The sequence below is a fragment of the Rhodococcus aetherivorans genome, from assembly GCF_011058165.1.
Taxonomy (GTDB): domain Bacteria; phylum Actinomycetota; class Actinomycetes; order Mycobacteriales; family Mycobacteriaceae; genus Rhodococcus; species Rhodococcus aetherivorans.
The window spans coordinates 131497-148319 of sequence record NZ_JAALEG010000004.1; the positions used below are offsets into that span (position 1 = coordinate 131497).

The 16823-nt window shown below is 72.2% G+C and carries 14 protein-coding genes; 12 read left to right on the top strand and 2 right to left on the bottom strand.

Annotated features, from left to right (window positions below; genetic code table 11):
- The first annotated feature begins 155 nt into the window (after positions 1-155).
- The 6 genes from pruA (at position 156) to G6039_RS03175 (ending at position 8108) form a co-directional block, all read left to right on the top strand.
- Positions 156-1796 carry an L-glutamate gamma-semialdehyde dehydrogenase gene (pruA, locus tag G6039_RS03150; RefSeq protein ID WP_043799250.1) on the top strand — a complete coding sequence of 547 codons (1641 nt, stop codon included), beginning with the start codon at positions 156-158 and terminating at the stop codon, positions 1794-1796.
- Positions 1793-2812: a proline dehydrogenase family protein gene (locus G6039_RS03155; protein WP_051446042.1), complete on the top strand. Its 1020-nt coding sequence runs from the start codon at positions 1793-1795 to the stop codon at positions 2810-2812. Before pruA ends, G6039_RS03155 begins: the two co-directional genes overlap by 4 nt.
- A 76-nt stretch (positions 2813-2888) precedes the next feature.
- Entirely contained in the window at positions 2889-3584 is a 696-nt protein-coding gene (locus tag G6039_RS03160) for a hypothetical protein (RefSeq protein ID WP_006933977.1), read from the top strand.
- 5 nt (positions 3585-3589) lie between these two features.
- Positions 3590-5008, top strand: a complete 1419-nt coding sequence (locus G6039_RS03165; RefSeq protein WP_043799251.1) for an acyl-CoA synthetase — start codon at positions 3590-3592, stop codon at positions 5006-5008.
- A gap of 130 nt (positions 5009-5138) precedes the next feature.
- Positions 5139-6404 carry a PucR family transcriptional regulator gene (locus G6039_RS03170; protein ID WP_029542356.1) on the top strand — a complete coding sequence of 422 codons (1266 nt, stop codon included), beginning with the start codon at positions 5139-5141 and terminating at the stop codon, positions 6402-6404.
- A 153-nt stretch (positions 6405-6557) separates the two neighbouring features.
- Complete coding sequence (locus G6039_RS03175; RefSeq protein ID WP_080688523.1) at positions 6558-8108, top strand: substrate-binding domain-containing protein; 1551 nt, start codon at positions 6558-6560, stop codon at positions 8106-8108.
- Positions 8109-8146: 38 nt separating this feature from the next.
- Here the strand turns inward: G6039_RS03175 and G6039_RS03180 are convergent, their stop codons facing one another.
- On the bottom strand, positions 8147-9535 hold the full coding sequence (locus G6039_RS03180; protein ID WP_006933986.1) for an amino acid permease: 1389 nt from the start codon (positions 9533-9535) through the stop codon (positions 8147-8149).
- A 16-nt stretch (positions 9536-9551) separates the two neighbouring features.
- Positions 9552-10505, bottom strand: coding sequence for a 2,3,4,5-tetrahydropyridine-2,6-dicarboxylate N-succinyltransferase (dapD, locus tag G6039_RS03185; protein ID WP_029542360.1), 954 nt, complete (start codon positions 10503-10505; stop codon positions 9552-9554).
- A 73-nt stretch (positions 10506-10578) separates the two neighbouring features.
- Here dapD and dapE point away from each other — a divergent pair, with 73 nt between their 5' ends.
- The 6 genes from dapE to G6039_RS03215 all read left to right on the top strand — a co-directional run bounded on the left by dapE (position 10579) and on the right by G6039_RS03215 (position 16797).
- Entirely contained in the window at positions 10579-11655 is a 1077-nt protein-coding gene (gene dapE / locus G6039_RS03190; RefSeq protein WP_043799253.1) for a succinyl-diaminopimelate desuccinylase, read from the top strand.
- Between the two features lie 56 nt (positions 11656-11711).
- The gene (locus tag G6039_RS03195; protein ID WP_006933996.1) at positions 11712-12518 is read left to right on the top strand and encodes an LOG family protein; all 807 of its coding nucleotides are present in this window, start codon (positions 11712-11714) and stop codon (positions 12516-12518) included.
- Complete coding sequence (locus tag G6039_RS03200; RefSeq protein ID WP_051446043.1) at positions 12512-13099, top strand: LOG family protein; 588 nt, start codon at positions 12512-12514, stop codon at positions 13097-13099. The genes G6039_RS03195 and G6039_RS03200 overlap by 7 nt, the downstream gene beginning before the upstream one ends.
- A 70-nt stretch (positions 13100-13169) precedes the next feature.
- Positions 13170-14942: a long-chain-acyl-CoA synthetase gene (locus G6039_RS03205; protein ID WP_006938811.1), complete on the top strand. Its 1773-nt coding sequence runs from the start codon at positions 13170-13172 to the stop codon at positions 14940-14942.
- A gap of 59 nt (positions 14943-15001) precedes the next feature.
- The gene (gene folP, locus G6039_RS03210; protein WP_043799255.1) at positions 15002-15883 is read left to right on the top strand and encodes a dihydropteroate synthase; all 882 of its coding nucleotides are present in this window, start codon (positions 15002-15004) and stop codon (positions 15881-15883) included.
- A complete protein-coding gene (locus G6039_RS03215) occupies positions 15880-16797 on the top strand; it encodes a glucosyl-3-phosphoglycerate synthase (protein ID WP_029542464.1) in 918 nt (305 codons plus the stop codon). Before folP ends, G6039_RS03215 begins: the two co-directional genes overlap by 4 nt.
- The last annotated feature ends 26 nt before the right edge of the window (positions 16798-16823 follow it).

Below are 16823 nucleotides of genomic sequence, written 5' to 3' on the forward strand. Positions count from 1 at the left end.
CGGCTGATGTGATGTGCGCGCACCGGCTGACGTGATGTGCGCGCACCGGCTGATGTGATGCGCGCGCGGCGGCGCGCGGCGGAAGCGACGCTGCCCGAGCAGGATTGCCGTATGCGACGCCGTGTTCGGCGCTACCCTGGGCCCAGGGAGGCCCCATGGACGCCGTCACTGCAGTTCCTGCGCCGGCCAACGAGCCGGTCCACACCTACGCTCCCGGCAGGCCGGAGCGGGAGCGTCTGACCGCCAAGCTGAAGGAGCTGGCGGCCGAACCGGTGGACGTCTCGCACGTCATCGGCGGCGAGCACGTGCACGGTGAGGGCGATCGCTTCGACATCGTGCAGCCCCACAACCATCACGCGGTGCTCGGCACCCTGCGCAACGCCACCCCGGCGGAGGCGACGGCGGCCGTCGAGGCGGCGACGGCCGCGGCCCCCGCGTGGCGGGAGATGTCGTTCGACGCCCGCGCGGCCGTGCTGCTGCGGGCCGCCGACCTGCTGGCCGGGCCGTGGCGGGAGACGATCGCGGCCGCCACCATGCTGGGCCAGTCCAAGTCGGTGCAGCAGGCGGAGATCGACGCGCCGTGCGAACTGGTCGACTTCTGGCGATTCAACGTGCACTTCGCCCGGGTGCTGCTCGCCGACCAGCCGTATTCGTCGCCGGGTGTGTGGAACCGGATGGACTACCGGCCGCTCGAGGGGTTCGTGTACGCGATCACCCCGTTCAACTTCACGGCGATCGCCGGGAACCTGCCCACCGCTCCGGCGCTGCTGGGCAACACCGTGGTGTGGAAGCCCGCACCGACGCAGTCCCTGTCGGCGTACTGGACGATGCGCCTGCTCGAGGCGGCGGGGATGCCGCCGGGCGTGATCAATCTGATCACCGGGGACGGCCGGGTCGCGTCGGAGGTGCTCCTGCGCGATCCGCGGCTGGCCGGTATCCACTTCACCGGGTCGACCCGGACGTTCCAGCACCTGTGGCGGGAGGTCGGGGCCAACATCGACGGCTACCGCACGTATCCGCGGCTGGTGGGGGAGACCGGCGGCAAGGACTTCGTCCTCGCGCACCCGTCGGCCGATCCGGGCGTGCTGTCCACGGCCCTGATCCGGGGGGCCTTCGAATATCAGGGGCAGAAGTGCTCGGCGGCGTCGCGGGCGTTCCTGCCCCGCTCCCTGTGGCGGCGCATGCGCACCGAGTTCCTCGACGAGGTCGAGAGCCTGACCTACGGCGACGTGACCGACCTGTCGAACTTCGGCGGCGCCCTGATCGACCGGACCGCCTACGAGAAGGTCGTCGGCGCCCTCGAGCGGGCCCGCGACCGCGAGTCGATCGAGATCGCCGTCGGCGGCGGGTACGACCAGTGGGTCGGATGGTTCGTGCGGCCCACCGTCCTGCTCACCGACGATCCGGGTGACGAGTCGATGTGCACGGAGTACTTCGGTCCGGTGCTGAGTGTGCACGTCTACGACGACGCGGAGCCGGACGCGTGGCGGCGGGTGCTCGACCTCGTCGACCGCGGCGCCCCCTACGCGCTCACCGGCTCGGTGATCGCCGAGGACCGCGCGGCCGTCGAGGAGGCCACCGCCGCGCTGCGGTTCGCGGCCGGCAACTTCTACGTCAACGACAAACCCACGGGCGCGGTGGTGGGGCAGCAACCCTTCGGCGGCGGCCGGGCGTCCGGCACCGACGACAAGGCGGGCTCGCCGCTGAACCTGCTGCGCTGGGTGTCGGCGCGGACGATCAAGGAGACGTTCGTGCCACCGACGGACTACCGGTACCCGCACATGAAGGGCGGGTGAGGTCCGTGGTCGCCTCGGAACCGCTGCCGTCGCCGCCCGTGACGTCGCGGGCGCTGCCGCGGCTGGCGTCGAACCCGCTGCGGCCGGTGATCCTCGCGGCCGCGAAGTCGCCCCGCGTCCGGGCGCTGGTCACCACGGCGCCGCCGACACGCCGGCTCGTCGACCGGTTCGTCGCCGGGGACACCCGCCCCGACGCGCTGGCGGCCACGAAGGCCCTGCTCGGCACCGGACGGGCGGTGAGCATCGACCACCTCGGGGAGGACACCACCGATCTCGCGCAGGCCCGGGCGATCGTCGCCGAATACGAGGCGCTGATCGCCGACCTGGCTCCGCTGGTCGAGCGCGATGCGCCGATGCCGGCGGTGGAGGTGTCGGTCAAGCTCACCGCGCTCGGCCTGGCCCTCGGCGCCGAGGGCCCCGGCATCGCGCTCGGGCACGCCCGGCAGATCTGCGCGGCCGCCGCCGCGGCGGGGGTGTGGGTCACCGTCGACGCCGAGGACCACACCACCACCGACGCCACCCTGTCGATCGTGCGGCGGCTGCGCGAGGACTTCCCCTGGGTCGGTGCCGTGCTGCAGGCCTACCTGCGCCGCACCGAGGCGGACTGCCGCGACCTGTCCGGCCCGGGCTCGCGGGTGCGGCTGTGCAAGGGCGCCTACCGCGAACCGGCGTCGGTGGCGTACCAGGATTCCGCCGAGGTGGACGCCTCGTACCTGCGGTGCCTGCGGGTGCTCATGGCCGGGCAGGGCTATCCGATGGTGGCCTCGCACGACCCGGCGATCGTGGCGGCCGCGGGACCGCTCGCCGCCGAGTACGCCCGCGGCCCGGACGGATTCGAGCATCAGATGCTGTACGGGATCCGCGACCTCGAACAGCGCCGGCTCGCCGGCGCCGGCCTGCGCATGCGGGTGTACGTCCCCTACGGGGCCCAGTGGTACGGGTACCTGATGCGGCGGCTCGCGGAGCGGCCGTCGAACCTGCGGTTCTTCCTGCGCTCGGTGGTGTCACGGGATTGAACGTCCGGCGCCGGGGGAGCGGACCCGCCGTCGACGGAACCGGACGCCGGGTACGTCCGCAGGTACATTGACGCCCGTGAGCACCTCGGAGGCCGACCCCGGTTCGGTGCTCCTGCTCGCCCTCGTCGCGGCCCTCGCGGTGCTGCTCGCGCAGCGTCGGTGCGCGCCGCCGGGGCGGCTGGTGTGGTGGCCCCCGCCGGGTCAGCTGCTGTGGCCGCCGCCGGTGACCGCGCTCGTGCTGTGGCTCGTCGTCGCGGTCCCGTCGCTGCTGCGCCTGGCCGTGCCGTCGCTGCTCGGGACGTTCGGCCGCGACCCGCTGCGGATCCGCGCCGAGGACGAATGGTGGCGGGTTCTGACCTCGGTGCTCGTGCAGGACGGCGGCGTGTTCGTCACCCTGGTGAATCTGCTCCTCCTCGCCGTCGTCGCGACCGTCGCGGTGCGGGTGTGGGGCCCGGGCCGGGCGGTCGGGTTGTTCGCGGTGAGCCAGCTGCTGTTCGGGCTGTTCACCGCGTTCGTGTCGCCGTCGACCGGTGCCGGCAGCTCGGGCGCGTCGTTCGCGGTCGCGGGGTCGATCGCGGGCCTGTGGCTGGCGGTCGGCGCCCGCGGGGCCGTGCTCGCGGCCGCCGTCGGCATCGGCCTCGCCGGCGCGGTGCTGGTGGTGGCCGGTGACGGGCACGGCGTGGCCGTCCTCGTCGGTGTGCTGCTCGGCGCGGTGCTCGGGACGGTGGCGCCGCCGCGCCGCGCCGCCCTCGCGGCGGCTGTGCGATCCTGACCGACGTGTCTTCGCTGCTTCGTTCCCTCAACCCCCTGGCCGTCGCGCGCGGCGACGACCTGCCCGACGCGGTCCGCATCGACGGGCACACGCTCTCGCGCAGCGACATCCTCGGCGCGGCCGGTGCCCTGGCCCGCCGCATCGGCGGAGCCGAACGTCTCGCGGTGCTCGCCGCGCCGACGGCGACGACGGTGATCGCGGTGGTGGGCTGCCTGCTCGCCGGGGTCACCGTCGTCCCGGTGCCACCGGACTCCGGCCCCGCGGAACGGGAGCACATCCTGCGCGACTCCGGAGCTCAGGCGTGGCTCGGGGACGCGCCGGACGAACCCGGCCTGCCGGTGGTGCCGGTGCGGCTGCACGCCCGCGACTGGCACAGTCACCCGGAACCCGATCCGTCCCGCACGGCGTTCGTGCTCTACACCTCCGGCACCACCGGCGCGCCCAAGGGCGTGCTGCTGAGCCGCCGCGCGATCGCGGCCGGGATCGACGCGCTGGCCGAGGCGTGGGACTGGACCGAACGCGACACGCTGGTGCACGGGCTGCCCTTGTTCCACGTGCACGGCCTGATCCTCGGCGTGCTCGGTCCGCTGCGCGTCGGCAGCCGGCTGATCCACACCGGCAGGCCCACCCCGGAGGCGTACGCGCAGGCGCACGGCACCCTGTACTTCGGGGTGCCGACGGTGTGGTCCCGCGTCGTGGAGGACGAGGAATCCGCGAAGGCCCTGAGCGGTGCACGGCTGCTCGTGTCCGGCAGCGCGCCGCTGCCCGTCCCGGTGTTCGAGCGCCTGCGCGAGCTGACCGGGCTGACCCCGATCGAGCGGTACGGGATGAGCGAGACGATGCTGACGCTCAGCACCCGGGTCGACGGGGAGCGCCGGCCCGGATGGGTGGGTACTCCGGTGCGCGGGGTCGAAACCCGGCTGCGCGACGAGCACGGCAACGACGTCCCCCACGACGGGGAGAGCATCGGCGGGCTGCAGGTGCGCGGGCCGATGCTGTTCGACGGCTACCTGAACCGTCCCGACGCGACGGCCGCGGCGTGGACCCCGGACGGGTGGTTCGTCACCGGCGACGTCGCGGCGATCGATCCGGGCGGGTTCCACCGCATCGTCGGTCGCGAGTCGACGGACCTGATCAAGTCCGGCGGCTTCCGGGTCGGGGCCGGCGAGATCGAGACCGTGCTGCTCGGCGATCCGTCCGTGCGGGAGGTCGCGGTGGTGGGCGTCCCCGACGACGACCTGGGCCAGCGCATCGTCGCCTTCGTGGTGCCCGCCCCGGACGGCCCGGCCGTCGACCCGGGCGCGCTGATCGAACTCGTGGCCCGTCAGCTCTCCGTGCACAAGCGGCCGCGGGAGGTGCGGGTGGTGGACACCCTCCCGCGCAACGCGATGGGCAAGGTCCAGAAGAAGCAGCTGCTGACCTGAGTCTCGGCCCGTCGGGGCCGCCGGGTGTGAGCCAGGTCTCTGTGGGCCCTTGTCCGATTCGCCCGGGCCACGTACCTTCCTACGGCAGAGTAAGTTCGTCTCTTTCCGGAGTCATGGGGGGTTCCGCGGAATGTCGGTGTCCGAATACGGTTCGCGGTCCGGGGTGGCGTTCGTCGTCGACGGAAGGCCCGCCTCGGTCCCGCTGCGGGACCTGCGCGCCGTCGCCCGCAAGCTGGTCGCGCACTTCGCGGACAACGTCGCGCCGTGTTCGCTGCAACCGGGCGAAGCCCTGCGCGGCGACGTCACCGAGATCACCGTCCGGTGCCTGCGCCTGGCGATCCAGGTGCTCGACACGGGGGAGCTGCCGACCGACGCCGACCTGTCGGAGCTGCGCAGCAGCGCCGCCCAGTGGGCGCGCGCCGGGTTCCGTCTGGAATACATGCTGCGCATCTACCACGAGGGCATCCGGCTGGGCTGGGAACTCGTCACCGCCCGGGCCCGCGAGGGCGACGTCGAGTCGGTCGCCGCGGCGTCGCGGCTGTGGATGGCGCTGCTCGAACGCGTCACCGTCGCCGCGACCACCGGGTTCGTCGCCGAACTCGAGGCGATGCGCCGCAACCGCGACGTCGCGGCCCAGGAGCTCGTGACGGCCCTGCTCGGCGGGCAGGACGCCGCCGCCGTCGCGCGCCGGTCCGGGCTCGAGCTGGCCGAGCGGTACACGGTGCTGGGCGTGCGGCTGGGCCGGCACCCGGACGAGCGCAATCCGCACGTGCGGCCGGAGGTCGTCGCGCGGCGTACCCTGCGGCGGCTCGAGACCGAGCTGGACCGGGTGTGCGACGGCCGGCAGCTGACCATGCTCGGACCCGAGGGCGGCACCGTGCTGCTCGGCGACACCCCGGCCGAGCACATCCGCACCGCGCTCTACGAGCAGGTCGCGCGTGCCGCGGGGGTGCCGCTGACGGTCTCGCTCGTCGAGTCCGACGTCCCGGGCATCCCCGCCGCGGCGCACCAGGCGCACGAGCTGCTCGAACTGGTCGGCCATCTGCGCCGGCCCGCCGGCGTGTACCGGATGCAGGACCTCGCGTTCGAGTATCAGCTCACCCGGCCCGGGCCGGCCCGCGAGCACCTCGTGCGGGTGCTCGAACCGCTCGCCGACGCGCCCGAGCTGGTCGAGACCCTCGAGACCCACATCGCCCACGAACTGAGCCGCCAGCGCACCGCGCGGAGCCTGCACGTGCACGCCAACACCGTCGACTACCGGCTCAAGCGGGTCGCGCAGCTCACCGGGTTCGATCCCACTGTCCCCTCCGGGCTGCGCCACCTGCACGCCGCGCTCGTCGCGCGGCGCCTCCAGAGCGGAGCGGCAGCCGGCGGCTCACCCTTCGACGGCACGTGAGACCGGACCGTTACGATGTGGCGCAGATCATGACGACGGTGTGTGCGGCGCGGCCCGGCACCGGCAGGGGAGGACCACATGGCAGGAGGCCGCCACAGCGTGCGGACGGCACGTGACGGCCGATCGACCCGGGTTGTCGCAGTCGTCGGAGCGGTGGTGGTGGTAGTGCTCGCGGCGGCCGGAGTCGGCGTCGTCCGCGCCCTGACCGGAGGATGCGACACCGTCGAGCAGTACAGCCTCGCCGTCGCTCCGAGCATCGAACCGGCCGTGAGTTCCGTCCTCTCGGAAAACGCGGACACCCACTGCTACGAGTTCACGGTCGACACCGCCGAACCGGGGGACGTCGCCGGGCTGCTCGGCAAGGGGATCGACGCGCCCGACCTGTGGATTCCCGATGCTCGGTGGTGGGCGAGTCGTGCGGCACCGACCGCCGCCGGGCCGGTACAGATGATCGCCGGGGCGGTCGCGAGCACCCCCGCGGTGCTGGTCGGGCCCCCGGGGGCGGTTCCGGAGGTGTCCAGCTGGCGCGCCGCCCTCGCGATCCCGGATCTGGTGCTGGGCAACCCGCTGCGGACCGGTGTCGCCGCCGCCCCGATCCGGGCGGCCCTGGCCGAGACCCAGGACGACCCCGTCGCCGTCGGCACGGTGCGCACCGCCATGGTGCCCCTGGCCCAGAAGGAGAGCATCCGCACCGAGGAGGCGCCCAGCGGCGCCGACCTGCTGGCGACGATCGGCGCCGACGGCATCGGCGTCGCCACCGAGCAGCAGGTGCTGGCCTTCACGACGGCGAACGAGTCGGCCCTCGAGGCGCGGGTACCGGACAACGGCAGCATCCTGCTGGAGTATCCGGTGGTGGTGACGTCGCCGGTGCCCGACCGGCACCATCGCGCGACGGACGCCGCACGGGTACTGATCGAGGTGCTGGGCACGGAGAAGGCCCTCGACGTGTTCCACGACCACGGGTTCCGCGGGCCCGACGGCGAGCCGTTGCCCGACGGCCGCGGCATCGGGGGCGTGCCGCTGCTGTCACTGCGGGACGAGGCGATGGCGGAGGAGGCGCTCGGCGCCTGGTCGCTGATGGCGTTGCCGATCCGCACGCTCGTCGCGATCGACGTGTCCGGTTCGATGCGGTTTCCCGCCGGCGACGGCACCCGGATGGACCTGACGGTGCGGGCCGCCCTCGCGGGCAATGCGATGTTCCCCGACAGCGTCTCCGCCGGGCTGTGGGCGTTCTCGCAGGACCTCGGCGGTGACGGCCAGGACTATCTCGAGCTGGTGCCGATCCGGCGGTACGACACCGACGTGGACGGGCGCACCCAGCGTGAGGTGATGGCGGCCCAGGCGGAGAAGGTGCCCGGTCTGGTCGGGGGTGGCACCGGCCTGTACGACACGACTCTCGCGGCGTTCCGCGCCGTGCAGCAGAGTTACGACCCGCGCGCGGTCAACAGCGTCATCGTCCTCACCGACGGAGCGAACGAGGATCCGGACAGCATCACCGAGGCGCAGCTCCTCGAGATCCTCGCGCGGGAGCAGGACCCGGCACGGCCGGTGATCGTCGTGACGATCGGCATCACGGAGGACGCGGATGCGCAGACCCTCGCCGAGATCTCCCGCGTGACCGGCGGCTCGAGCTACGTCGCCCGCGACCCCGCGGACATCGCGAACGTCTTCGTCAACGCCCTCGCCGACCGCGGCGAGCGCTGAGGCCGCCGGCCACCCCCGGACCTACCGCGCCTCCGGCACTACCGCGCCGCGGTGCGGGACCGGCTCCGGCGCTGCCACAGCCGGGACACCGCGGCGATGAACAGGAACAGCACCGCCGTCGAGGCCAGCTGTATCCGCGCGGCGGAGTCGAACAGCATGAGCACGATGAACGCGCCGAGCATGGCCAGGGTCAGCCAGCTCAGGTAGGGGAACGCCCACATCCGGACGGTGAGGCGGCCCTCCTGTTCGAGCGTGGGCCGCAGCCGCAGGTGCGAGACGACGATGAAGATCCAGATCGCCAGCAGGGCGGAGCCGACCGCGTTGAGCAGGATGCCGAGGATGTCCTCCGGCAGCCACCAGTTGAGCAGGACCGAAACGAACCCGAAGAACACGGACAGCAGCACGGCGTTGCGGGGAACACCCGTGCGGGAGAGCTTCGCGAGCACGGTCGGGCCGTCGCCGCCCCGGGCGAGGGAGTACGCCATGCGTGAGGTGCCGTAGACGTTGGCGTTGAACGCCGACAGCAGGGCGATCACCACGACGAGTTCCATGAAGCCCGACACGTACGGCAGGCCGGCGATGTCGAGGACGCTCACGAACGGCGAGGTCTCCCCGCTCGCCGACGTCCACGGCAGCACCAGCACCATGATCGAGATCGAGCCCAGGTAGAACAGGCTGATGCGCCACACGACGGTGCGCACCGCGGTCGCGATGGACCGCTCGGGGTCGCGCGACTCGGCCGCGGCGATGGTGACGATCTCGATGCCGCCGAACGCGAAGGCGACGGCCAGCAGGCCGGCGGCGATACCGGCGAGCCCGTTGGGGGCGAAACCGTCGCCGTCGCCGAGCAGGTGTGTCAGTCCCACCGGCTCGGTGTCCGGCAGCAGACCGAACACCAGCAGCACGCCGATGACGAGGAACGCGATGATGACCGCGACCTTCAGCGCCGCGAACCAGAACTCGAACTCGCCGAAGTTGGCGACCTTCGCCAGGTTCACCACCGCGAAGAACGTGACGAACACCAGGGCCACCACCCATTGCGGCACGCCCGGCAGCCAGCTGCTCACGATCGCCGAGGCGCCGGTGATCTCGACGCCCAGCACCATGATGAGCATGAACCAGTAGAGCCAGCCCATCGTGAAGCCGGCCCATTCACCGATGCCGATGCGGGCGTAATGGGAGAAGGATCCGCTGGCCGGGAGGGCCGCTCCCATCTCCCCGAGCATGCGCATCACGAAGACGATCATGATGCCGGCCAGGACGTAGGAGACGATCACCGCGGGTCCGGCGGCGGCGATGCCGACGCCGGACCCGAGGAACAGGCCTGCGCCGATCGCGGAACCGAGTCCCATCATCGTCAGGTGCCGGACCTTGAGCCCGTGCTCGAGGTGGTCGGCTTCGGTGAGTGTGTGCTCGGTTTTCGACACGATCGGTTTCTCTGGGTCAGTCGTTGGCGTGCAGCGCCGCATTCAGTTCGACGCCGGTGCCCTTGGTGGGAACCACCTCGACGGCGCCGGTGACCGAGTTGCGGCGCAGCATCAGGTTGGAGCGGCCGTTGAGGTCCTTGGCCTTGACGACGGTGCCGTCGGGGCCGCTGACCTTGGTGCCGGCGGTGACGTACAGGCCGGCCTCGACGATGCAGTCGTCGCCGAGGGAGATGCCGACACCGGCATTGGCGCCGAGCAGGCAGCGCTTGCCGATGGCGATGACCTCCTTGCCGCCGCCGGACAGGGTGCCCATGATCGACGCGCCACCACCGATGTCGGAGCCGTCGTCGACGACGACGCCCGCGGAGATGCGGCCCTCGACCATCGAGTTGCCGAGCGTGCCCGCGTTGAAGTTCACGAAGCCCTCGTGCATGACGGTGGTGCCGGCGGCCAGGTGCGCGCCGAGGCGGACACGGTCGGCATCGGCGATGCGCACCCCGGACGGCACGACGTAGTCGACCATGCGGGGGAACTTGTCGACGCCGTACACGGTCACGGGGCCACGGATGCGCAGGCGCGAGCGCACCAGTTCGAAGTTGTCGACGGCGCACGGGCCGTAATTGGTCCACACGACGTTGGCGAGCAGACCGAACACGCCGTCGAGGTTGGCGCCGTGCGGCCGGACGAGGCGGTGCGACAGCAGGTGCAGCCGCAGGTAGGCGTCGTGCGCGTCGGCCGGCGGCTGGGACAGGTCGGCGATCGTCGTGCGGACCGCGACCTGGTTGACCTCGCGCGCCTCGTCGGCGCCGACGAGCAGCGCGAAGTCCGACGGGATGTCCGTGCCCTCGAGCCGGGACGTGCCCGTCTCGCTGTATTCGCCCAGCGTGGGGGCCGGGTACCAGGTGTCGAGAACGGTGCCGTCCGCCGCGATGTTGGCGATGCCTACTGCTGATGCTCCCTGTGCACTCACGGTCGTGAAGCGTACGCGAGGCGTCGTCGTTCGCACCGGCGGCCTGGGAAATCGCTCCACGTATTGTTCTTGCATGTCTGCACCGCGCCTGGACCTGCACGCCGATCCGATCGAGCTGACCGCTGCGCTGGTCGACATCCCCAGTGTCTCGCAGGACGAGGCGGTGATCGCCGACTCCGTCGAACAGGCGCTGCGCGAGCAGACCACCGGTTTCGAGATCGTCCGCAGCGGCAACGCGGTCCTCGCGCGGACCCGGCTCGGCCGGCCGAGCCGGGTGCTGCTGGCCGGGCATCTCGACACCGTGCCCATCGCGGACAACGTGCCGTCGCGGCGCGACGGGGAGTTGCTGTACGGCTGCGGCACGGCCGACATGAAGTCGGGCGACGCGGTGTTCCTGCACCTGGCCGCCACCATCGCGGACCCGGCGCACGATCTGACGCTGGTCTTCTACGACTGCGAGGAGATCGCCGCGGCCTACAACGGTCTCGGCCGCATCGAGCGGGACCTGCGGGACTGGCTGGACGCGGACGTGGCGATCCTCGGCGAGCCGACGGCCGGGCAGATCGAGGCGGGCTGCCAGGGCACCCTGCGGGTGCGGATCTCGGCGACCGGGGTGCGCGCGCATTCGGCGCGGTCCTGGCTGGGTGACAATGCGATCCACCGGCTGGCCCCGGTGCTGGAGCGGCTCGCGGCCTACGAACCGCGATCGGTGGACATCGACGGCTGCGTCTACCGCGAGGGTCTGTCCGCGGTACGGATCGCCGGCGGCGTCGCCGGCAACGTGGTGCCCGACGCCGCGGACCTCGACGTCAACTTCCGGTTCGCGCCCGACCGCACCGTCGAGCAGGCTCTCGCGCACGTGCGGGAGGTGCTCGACGGTCTCGACGTCACCCTCGAGCTCACCGACAGCTCGCCCGGCGCGCTGCCCGGCCTGGCCCACCCCGCCGCCGCGGACCTCGTCGCCGCGGCCGGCGGCCGGTTCCGGGCCAAGTACGGATGGACGGACGTCGCGCGCTTCGCGACGCTGGGGATCCCGGCGGTCAACTACGGTCCCGGCGATCCGAACCTCGCGCACAAGCGCGACGAGCACGTGCCCGTGAAGCAGATCACGGAGGTCGCCGGCACGCTGCGGAGGTATCTGGCCGCCTGACGCACGATGCGGGGCATCGGCCGGGGCGGCCCGGCGGCATCCCCTAATCTGGGCGCATGGCGCGCGACACCGACCCCGGATCCCGCGACCGTGCGAGTGCCGATGTGGTGCACCGCGGTCCCGTCCAGTTGCGCCGGGACCGGGCGACCGAGACCACGACGATGGACCAGCGACTGCTGGACCGGAGGGGCCCCTCCGACTGGGTGCACACCGATCCGTGGCGGGTGCTGCGCATCCAGAGCGAGTTCGTGGAGGGTTTCGGTGCGCTGGCGGAGGTGCCGCGCGCGGTGGCGGTCTTCGGCTCTGCCCGCACCCCCGTCGACCACCCCGAGTACGTCACCGGCCGTGCCCTCGGGGCCGCGTTGGCCGCGGCGGGCTATGCGGTTGTCACCGGCGGTGGGCCGGGGGCGATGGAGGCGGCCAACCGCGGCGCGAGCGAGTCGGGCGGGTTCTCCGTCGGACTGGGTATCGAGCTGCCGTTCGAGCAGGCGCTCAACGAATGGGTCGACCTCGGACTGAACTTCCGCTACTTCTTCGCCCGCAAGACGATGTTCGTGAAGTACTCCCAGGCCTTCGTCTGCCTGCCCGGCGGTTTCGGCACGCTCGACGAGCTGTTCGAGGCGCTCACGCTGGTCCAGACCCACAAGATCACCCGGTTCCCCATCGTGCTGCTGGGCACCCACTACTGGGCGGGGCTGCTCGAATGGATCCGGCACGCGATGGTCGGCGAGGGCCGGATCTCACCGAGCGACCTCGATCTGCTGTACCTGACCGACAGCGTGGAGGAGGCGGTGCAGATCGTCGTCGACGCCCATCGCGGGCAGGACGAGTCGGCGCTGTACGGAGGGGGCGGGGCGTGGTGAGCGGTTTCCATCCGTTCGAGGGCATCGGCGGCGAGCGCACCGTCGAGGCGCGGGCGGTGTGCGTGTACTGCGCCTCCGGGCCGGTCGACGAGTCCTACCTCGAGCTCGCGGCGGCGGTGGGGACCGCCATCGGACGGCGCGGCTGGCAGCTCGTCTCCGGAGGCGGCAACGTGTCGATGATGGGTGCGCTCGCCCAGGCGACGCGCGCCGCCGGCGGGCACACCGTCGGTGTGATCCCCAAGGCGCTGGTGCACCGCGAGGTCGCCGACGTCGACGCCGACGAGCTGATCGTCACGGACACGATGCGCCAGCGGAAGCAGGCGATGGAGGAGCGCGCCGACGCGTTCGTCACGCTGCCCGGCGGGATCGGCACCCTCGAGGAATTGTTCGAGACGTGGACGGCCGGCTATTTGGGCATGCACGCCAAGCCGGTGGTGCTGCTCGACCCGGTGGGGCACTACCGGGGGCTGCTCGACTGGCTCGAGGCGATGGTGCCGGCCGGCTTCGTCAACCGCCACGCGCTCGACGGCCTGCAGGTCACCGGCGACATCGACGACGCCCTCGACCGCTGCGCCGGGTGAGGGGCTTCCGCTTCGCGCCGAGGTTGCTTACTCTGCAGTAAGTTCCTGTCCGCAAGTAACCGAGGATGCCATGACCGAGTCCGGCTCGACGATCTCCCTGGTGGGTCTCGCCACCCAGCTTCCGCGAATGCTGCCCGACGCACCGAGCCTGCTACGCGGCGCGCGGGGTCTCATCCGGCGGCCGGACGCGCGCGAGACGATCGGGTCGGTGTTCCAGCGCCTCGCGGAGCGGAACCCGGACCGGCCGTTCCTGCGATTCGAGGGCGACGCCCTCAGCTACGGCGACGCCAACGCCCAGGTCAACCGCTACGCCGCCGTGCTCACCGCGCAGGGTGTGCGCACCGGCGACGTCGTCGGCGTGTTGATGAAGAACCGTCCGGAGGCGTTGCTCGTCGCGCTCGCCACGGTCAAGCTCGGTGCCGCGGCCGGCATGCTCAATCACCATCAGCGCGGCGAGGTGCTCGCGCACAGCCTCGGCCTGCTCGACAGCCGGGTGCTCGTGGTCGGGGAGGAATGCGAGGAGGCCCTGGAGTCCCTCGACGGGGCGCCGCCGGCCGGAAAGGTGCTGCGCGTCGGCGAACTCGACGACCTCGCCGTCGCCGCCGACTCCGCGAACCCCGCCGTCACCGACCGCCTGCAGGCGAAGGAGACCGCCTTCTTCATCTTCACCTCGGGCACCACCGGCATGCCCAAGGCCAGCCGGATGACCCATTTCCGGTGGCTGAAGTCCATGTCGGGCCTGGGCAGCCTGGGCGTCCGGCTGCGCCGCGACGACACTCTGTACTGCTGCCTGCCGCTGTATCACAACAACGCCCTCACCGTGTCGCTGTCGTCGGTGCTCGCCGCCGGCGCCACCTTCGCGCTCGGCCGCAAGTTCTCCGCCACCGGATTCTGGGCCGACGCGAAGCGCAACGGCGCGACGGCGTTCGTCTACATCGGGGAGATCTGCCGCTACCTGCTCAACCAGCCACCGTCGCCGGACGACCGCGACAACGGCATCCGGTTGATGGTGGGCAACGGACTGCGGTCCGAGATCTGGACCGAGTTCACCCAGCGGTTCGGCATCGCCCGCGTCGCCGAGTTCTACGGCGCCAGCGAGTGCAACATCGCGTTCGTCAACGCGCTCAACCAGCCGCGCACCGCGGGTGTCTGCCCGCTTCCGTACGCAGTGGTCGACTACGACCACGAGACCGGCAAGGCGCTCCGCGGACCGGACGGCCGGCTGCGCCGGGTCGGCCGCGGCGAGGTGGGCCTGCTGCTGGCGAAGGTCACCGACCGTGCCCCGTTCGACGGCTACACCGATCCCGAGGCGAGCGAGTCCAAACTCGTGCGCGACGGCTTCGAGGACGGCGACACCTGGTTCGACACCGGCGACCTCGTCCGCAGCCAGGGCTTCATGCACGTCGCGTTCGTCGACCGCCTCGGCGACACCTTCCGGTGGAAGGGCGAGAACGTCGCCACCACCGAGGTCGAGGCGGCCGTGTCGGCGAACGAGTCGATCTCGCAGGCAGTGGTCTACGGGGTCGAGATCCCCGGCACCGACGGCCGGGCCGGTATGGCCGCGATCACGCTCCACGACGGGGCCGAGTTCGACGGCACCGCGCTCGCGGCGCAGCTGTACCGGGCGCTGCCGTCGTACGCGGTGCCGCTCTTCGTCCGTGTCGTCGGCGAACTCGAGCACACCTCGACGTTCAAGAGCCGCAAGGTGGACCTGCGCAAGCAGGGCTACGCCGACACCGGCGACGACCCCGTCTACGTGCTCACCGGGCCGGAGGAGGGCTACCGGCCCGCGTACGACGGCTACGTCGAGGCCGTCGCCGGGGGCGAGCTGCCGGCGGGCTGACTCCCGCTGGGCCGGTTCCTGCCCGGGCCCGCCCGCGGGTGCGTGCCAGGATGGAAATCATGACCGCCTCCGTCACCGTCTCGCCGACCCTCTGCGGCCGCCCGGTCGCCACCGACCGGGCCCTGGTGATGGCGATCGTCAATCGCACTCCGGACTCGTTCTACGACCGGGGCGCGACCTTCACCGACGACGCTGCGATGGCGGCCGTGGATCGGGCCGTGGCCGAGGGCGCGGACCTCGTCGACATCGGCGGCGTGAAGGCCGGCCCCGGCGAGGTGGTCGACGCGGCGGAGGAGACCCGGCGGGTGGTGCCGTTCGTCGCGGCGATCCGGGCCCGCCACCCCGGGCTGCTCATCAGCGTCGACACCTGGCGCAGCGACGTCGCGCGGCGCGCGGTGGCGGAGGGGGCGGATCTGATCAACGACACGTGGGCGGGTGCCGATCCGGAACTGGTGACCGTCGCGGCCGAACTCGGCGCGGGCATCGTCTGCTCGCACACCGGAGGTGCGGTCCCGCGCACCCGGCCGCACCGCGTGCGCTACACCGACGTCGTCGCCGAGGTGACGCGCGAGATCGTCGCCGCGGCCGAGCGGGCCGCGAAGGCCGGGGTGCCCGGCGACGCCATCCTCATCGATCCGACCCACGATTTCGGCAAGAACACCTTCCACGGCCTCGAGTTGTTGCGGCACGTGGACGTTCTCGTAAATACCGGGTGGCCCGTGCTCATGGCGCTGAGCAACAAGGACTTCATCGGGGAGACTCTGGGGGTGGAACTCGCCGACCGGTTGGAGGGCACATTGGCAGCGACAGCACTTGCGGCCGCGGCAGGCGCGCGGATGTTTCGGGTGCACGAGGTGGCGGCGACCCGTCGCGTGGTCGACATGGTGGCGGCCGTCGCCGGCACGCGCCCCCCGGCGCGCACCGTCAGGGGGCTGGCATGAGTACCGCGATGACCCGGCCGTGGGCCGAGGCGAACAGCTGGGACGAGCCCGGATGGAGCATCGCCGAACTCGAACGCGCGAAGCGGGGCCGAACCGTGTCGGTGGTGCTGCCCGCGCTCAACGAGGAGACGACCGTCGCGGGGGTGGTGGACACCATCCATCCGCTGCTCGGCGGGCTGGTCGACGAGCTGATCGTGCTGGACTCGGGGTCCACCGACCGCACGGCGGAGCGGGCCCGCAGCGCCGGCGCCCGCGTCCTCTCCCGGGAAGAGGCGGTGCCGGGCCTCGCCCCGGTGCCCGGCAAGGGGGAGGTGCTGTGGCGCTCCGTCGCGGCCACCACGGGTGATCTCATCGCGTTCGTGGATTCGGACCTGCTCGACCCCGATCCGGCGTTCGTCCCCAAGCTGCTCGGACCGCTGCTCACCGGCGACGGAATCCACCTGGTCAAGGGCTATTACCGCCGCCCGCTCCGGGTCAGCGGCGCCGAGGAGGCCAACGGCGGGGGGCGGGTCACGGAACTGGTGGCGCGGCCGCTGCTCGCGGCGCTGCGGCCGGAGCTGACGTGCGTGCTGCAGCCGCTGGGCGGCGAGTACGCCGGTACTCGGGAACTGCTGTCGGCGGTGCCGTTCGCGCCCGGCTACGGCGTCGAGATCGGGCTGCTGCTCGACACCTACGACCGGCTCGGGATCGGCGCGATCGCCCAGGTCAACCTCGGCGTACGCAAGCACCGGAACCGGCCGCTCGGGGAGCTGGGGGTGATGAGCCGGCAGATCGTCGGCACCATGCTCGCCCGCTGTGGGATCCCCGACTCGGGGGCGGGCCTGACCCAGTTCCTGGTGGACGGCGACGCGTTCGTCCCCGTCACCACGGAGGTCAGCCTCGCGGACCGGCCCCCGGCCGCCACCGTGGCCTGACGCCCCGGGCGCCCTGTCGGTGGCCC

Excerpts from the sequence above, each read along its gene's own strand:
- G6039_RS03170 (WP_029542356.1), top strand. The coding sequence starts at position 5,139 with ATGTCGGTGTCCGAATACGGTTCGCGGTCCGGGGTGGCGTTCGTCGTC.
- pruA (WP_043799250.1), top strand. The coding sequence starts at position 156 with ATGGACGCCGTCACTGCAGTTCCTGCGCCGGCCAACGAGCCGGTCCAC.
- G6039_RS03205 (WP_006938811.1), top strand. The coding sequence starts at position 13,170 with ATGACCGAGTCCGGCTCGACGATCTCCCTGGTGGGTCTCGCCACCCAG.
- folP (WP_043799255.1), top strand. The coding sequence starts at position 15,002 with ATGACCGCCTCCGTCACCGTCTCGCCGACCCTCTGCGGCCGCCCGGTC.
- G6039_RS03195 (WP_006933996.1), top strand. The coding sequence starts at position 11,712 with ATGGCGCGCGACACCGACCCCGGATCCCGCGACCGTGCGAGTGCCGAT.
- dapE (WP_043799253.1), top strand. The coding sequence starts at position 10,579 with ATGTCTGCACCGCGCCTGGACCTGCACGCCGATCCGATCGAGCTGACC.
- G6039_RS03215 (WP_029542464.1), top strand. The coding sequence starts at position 15,880 with ATGAGTACCGCGATGACCCGGCCGTGGGCCGAGGCGAACAGCTGGGAC.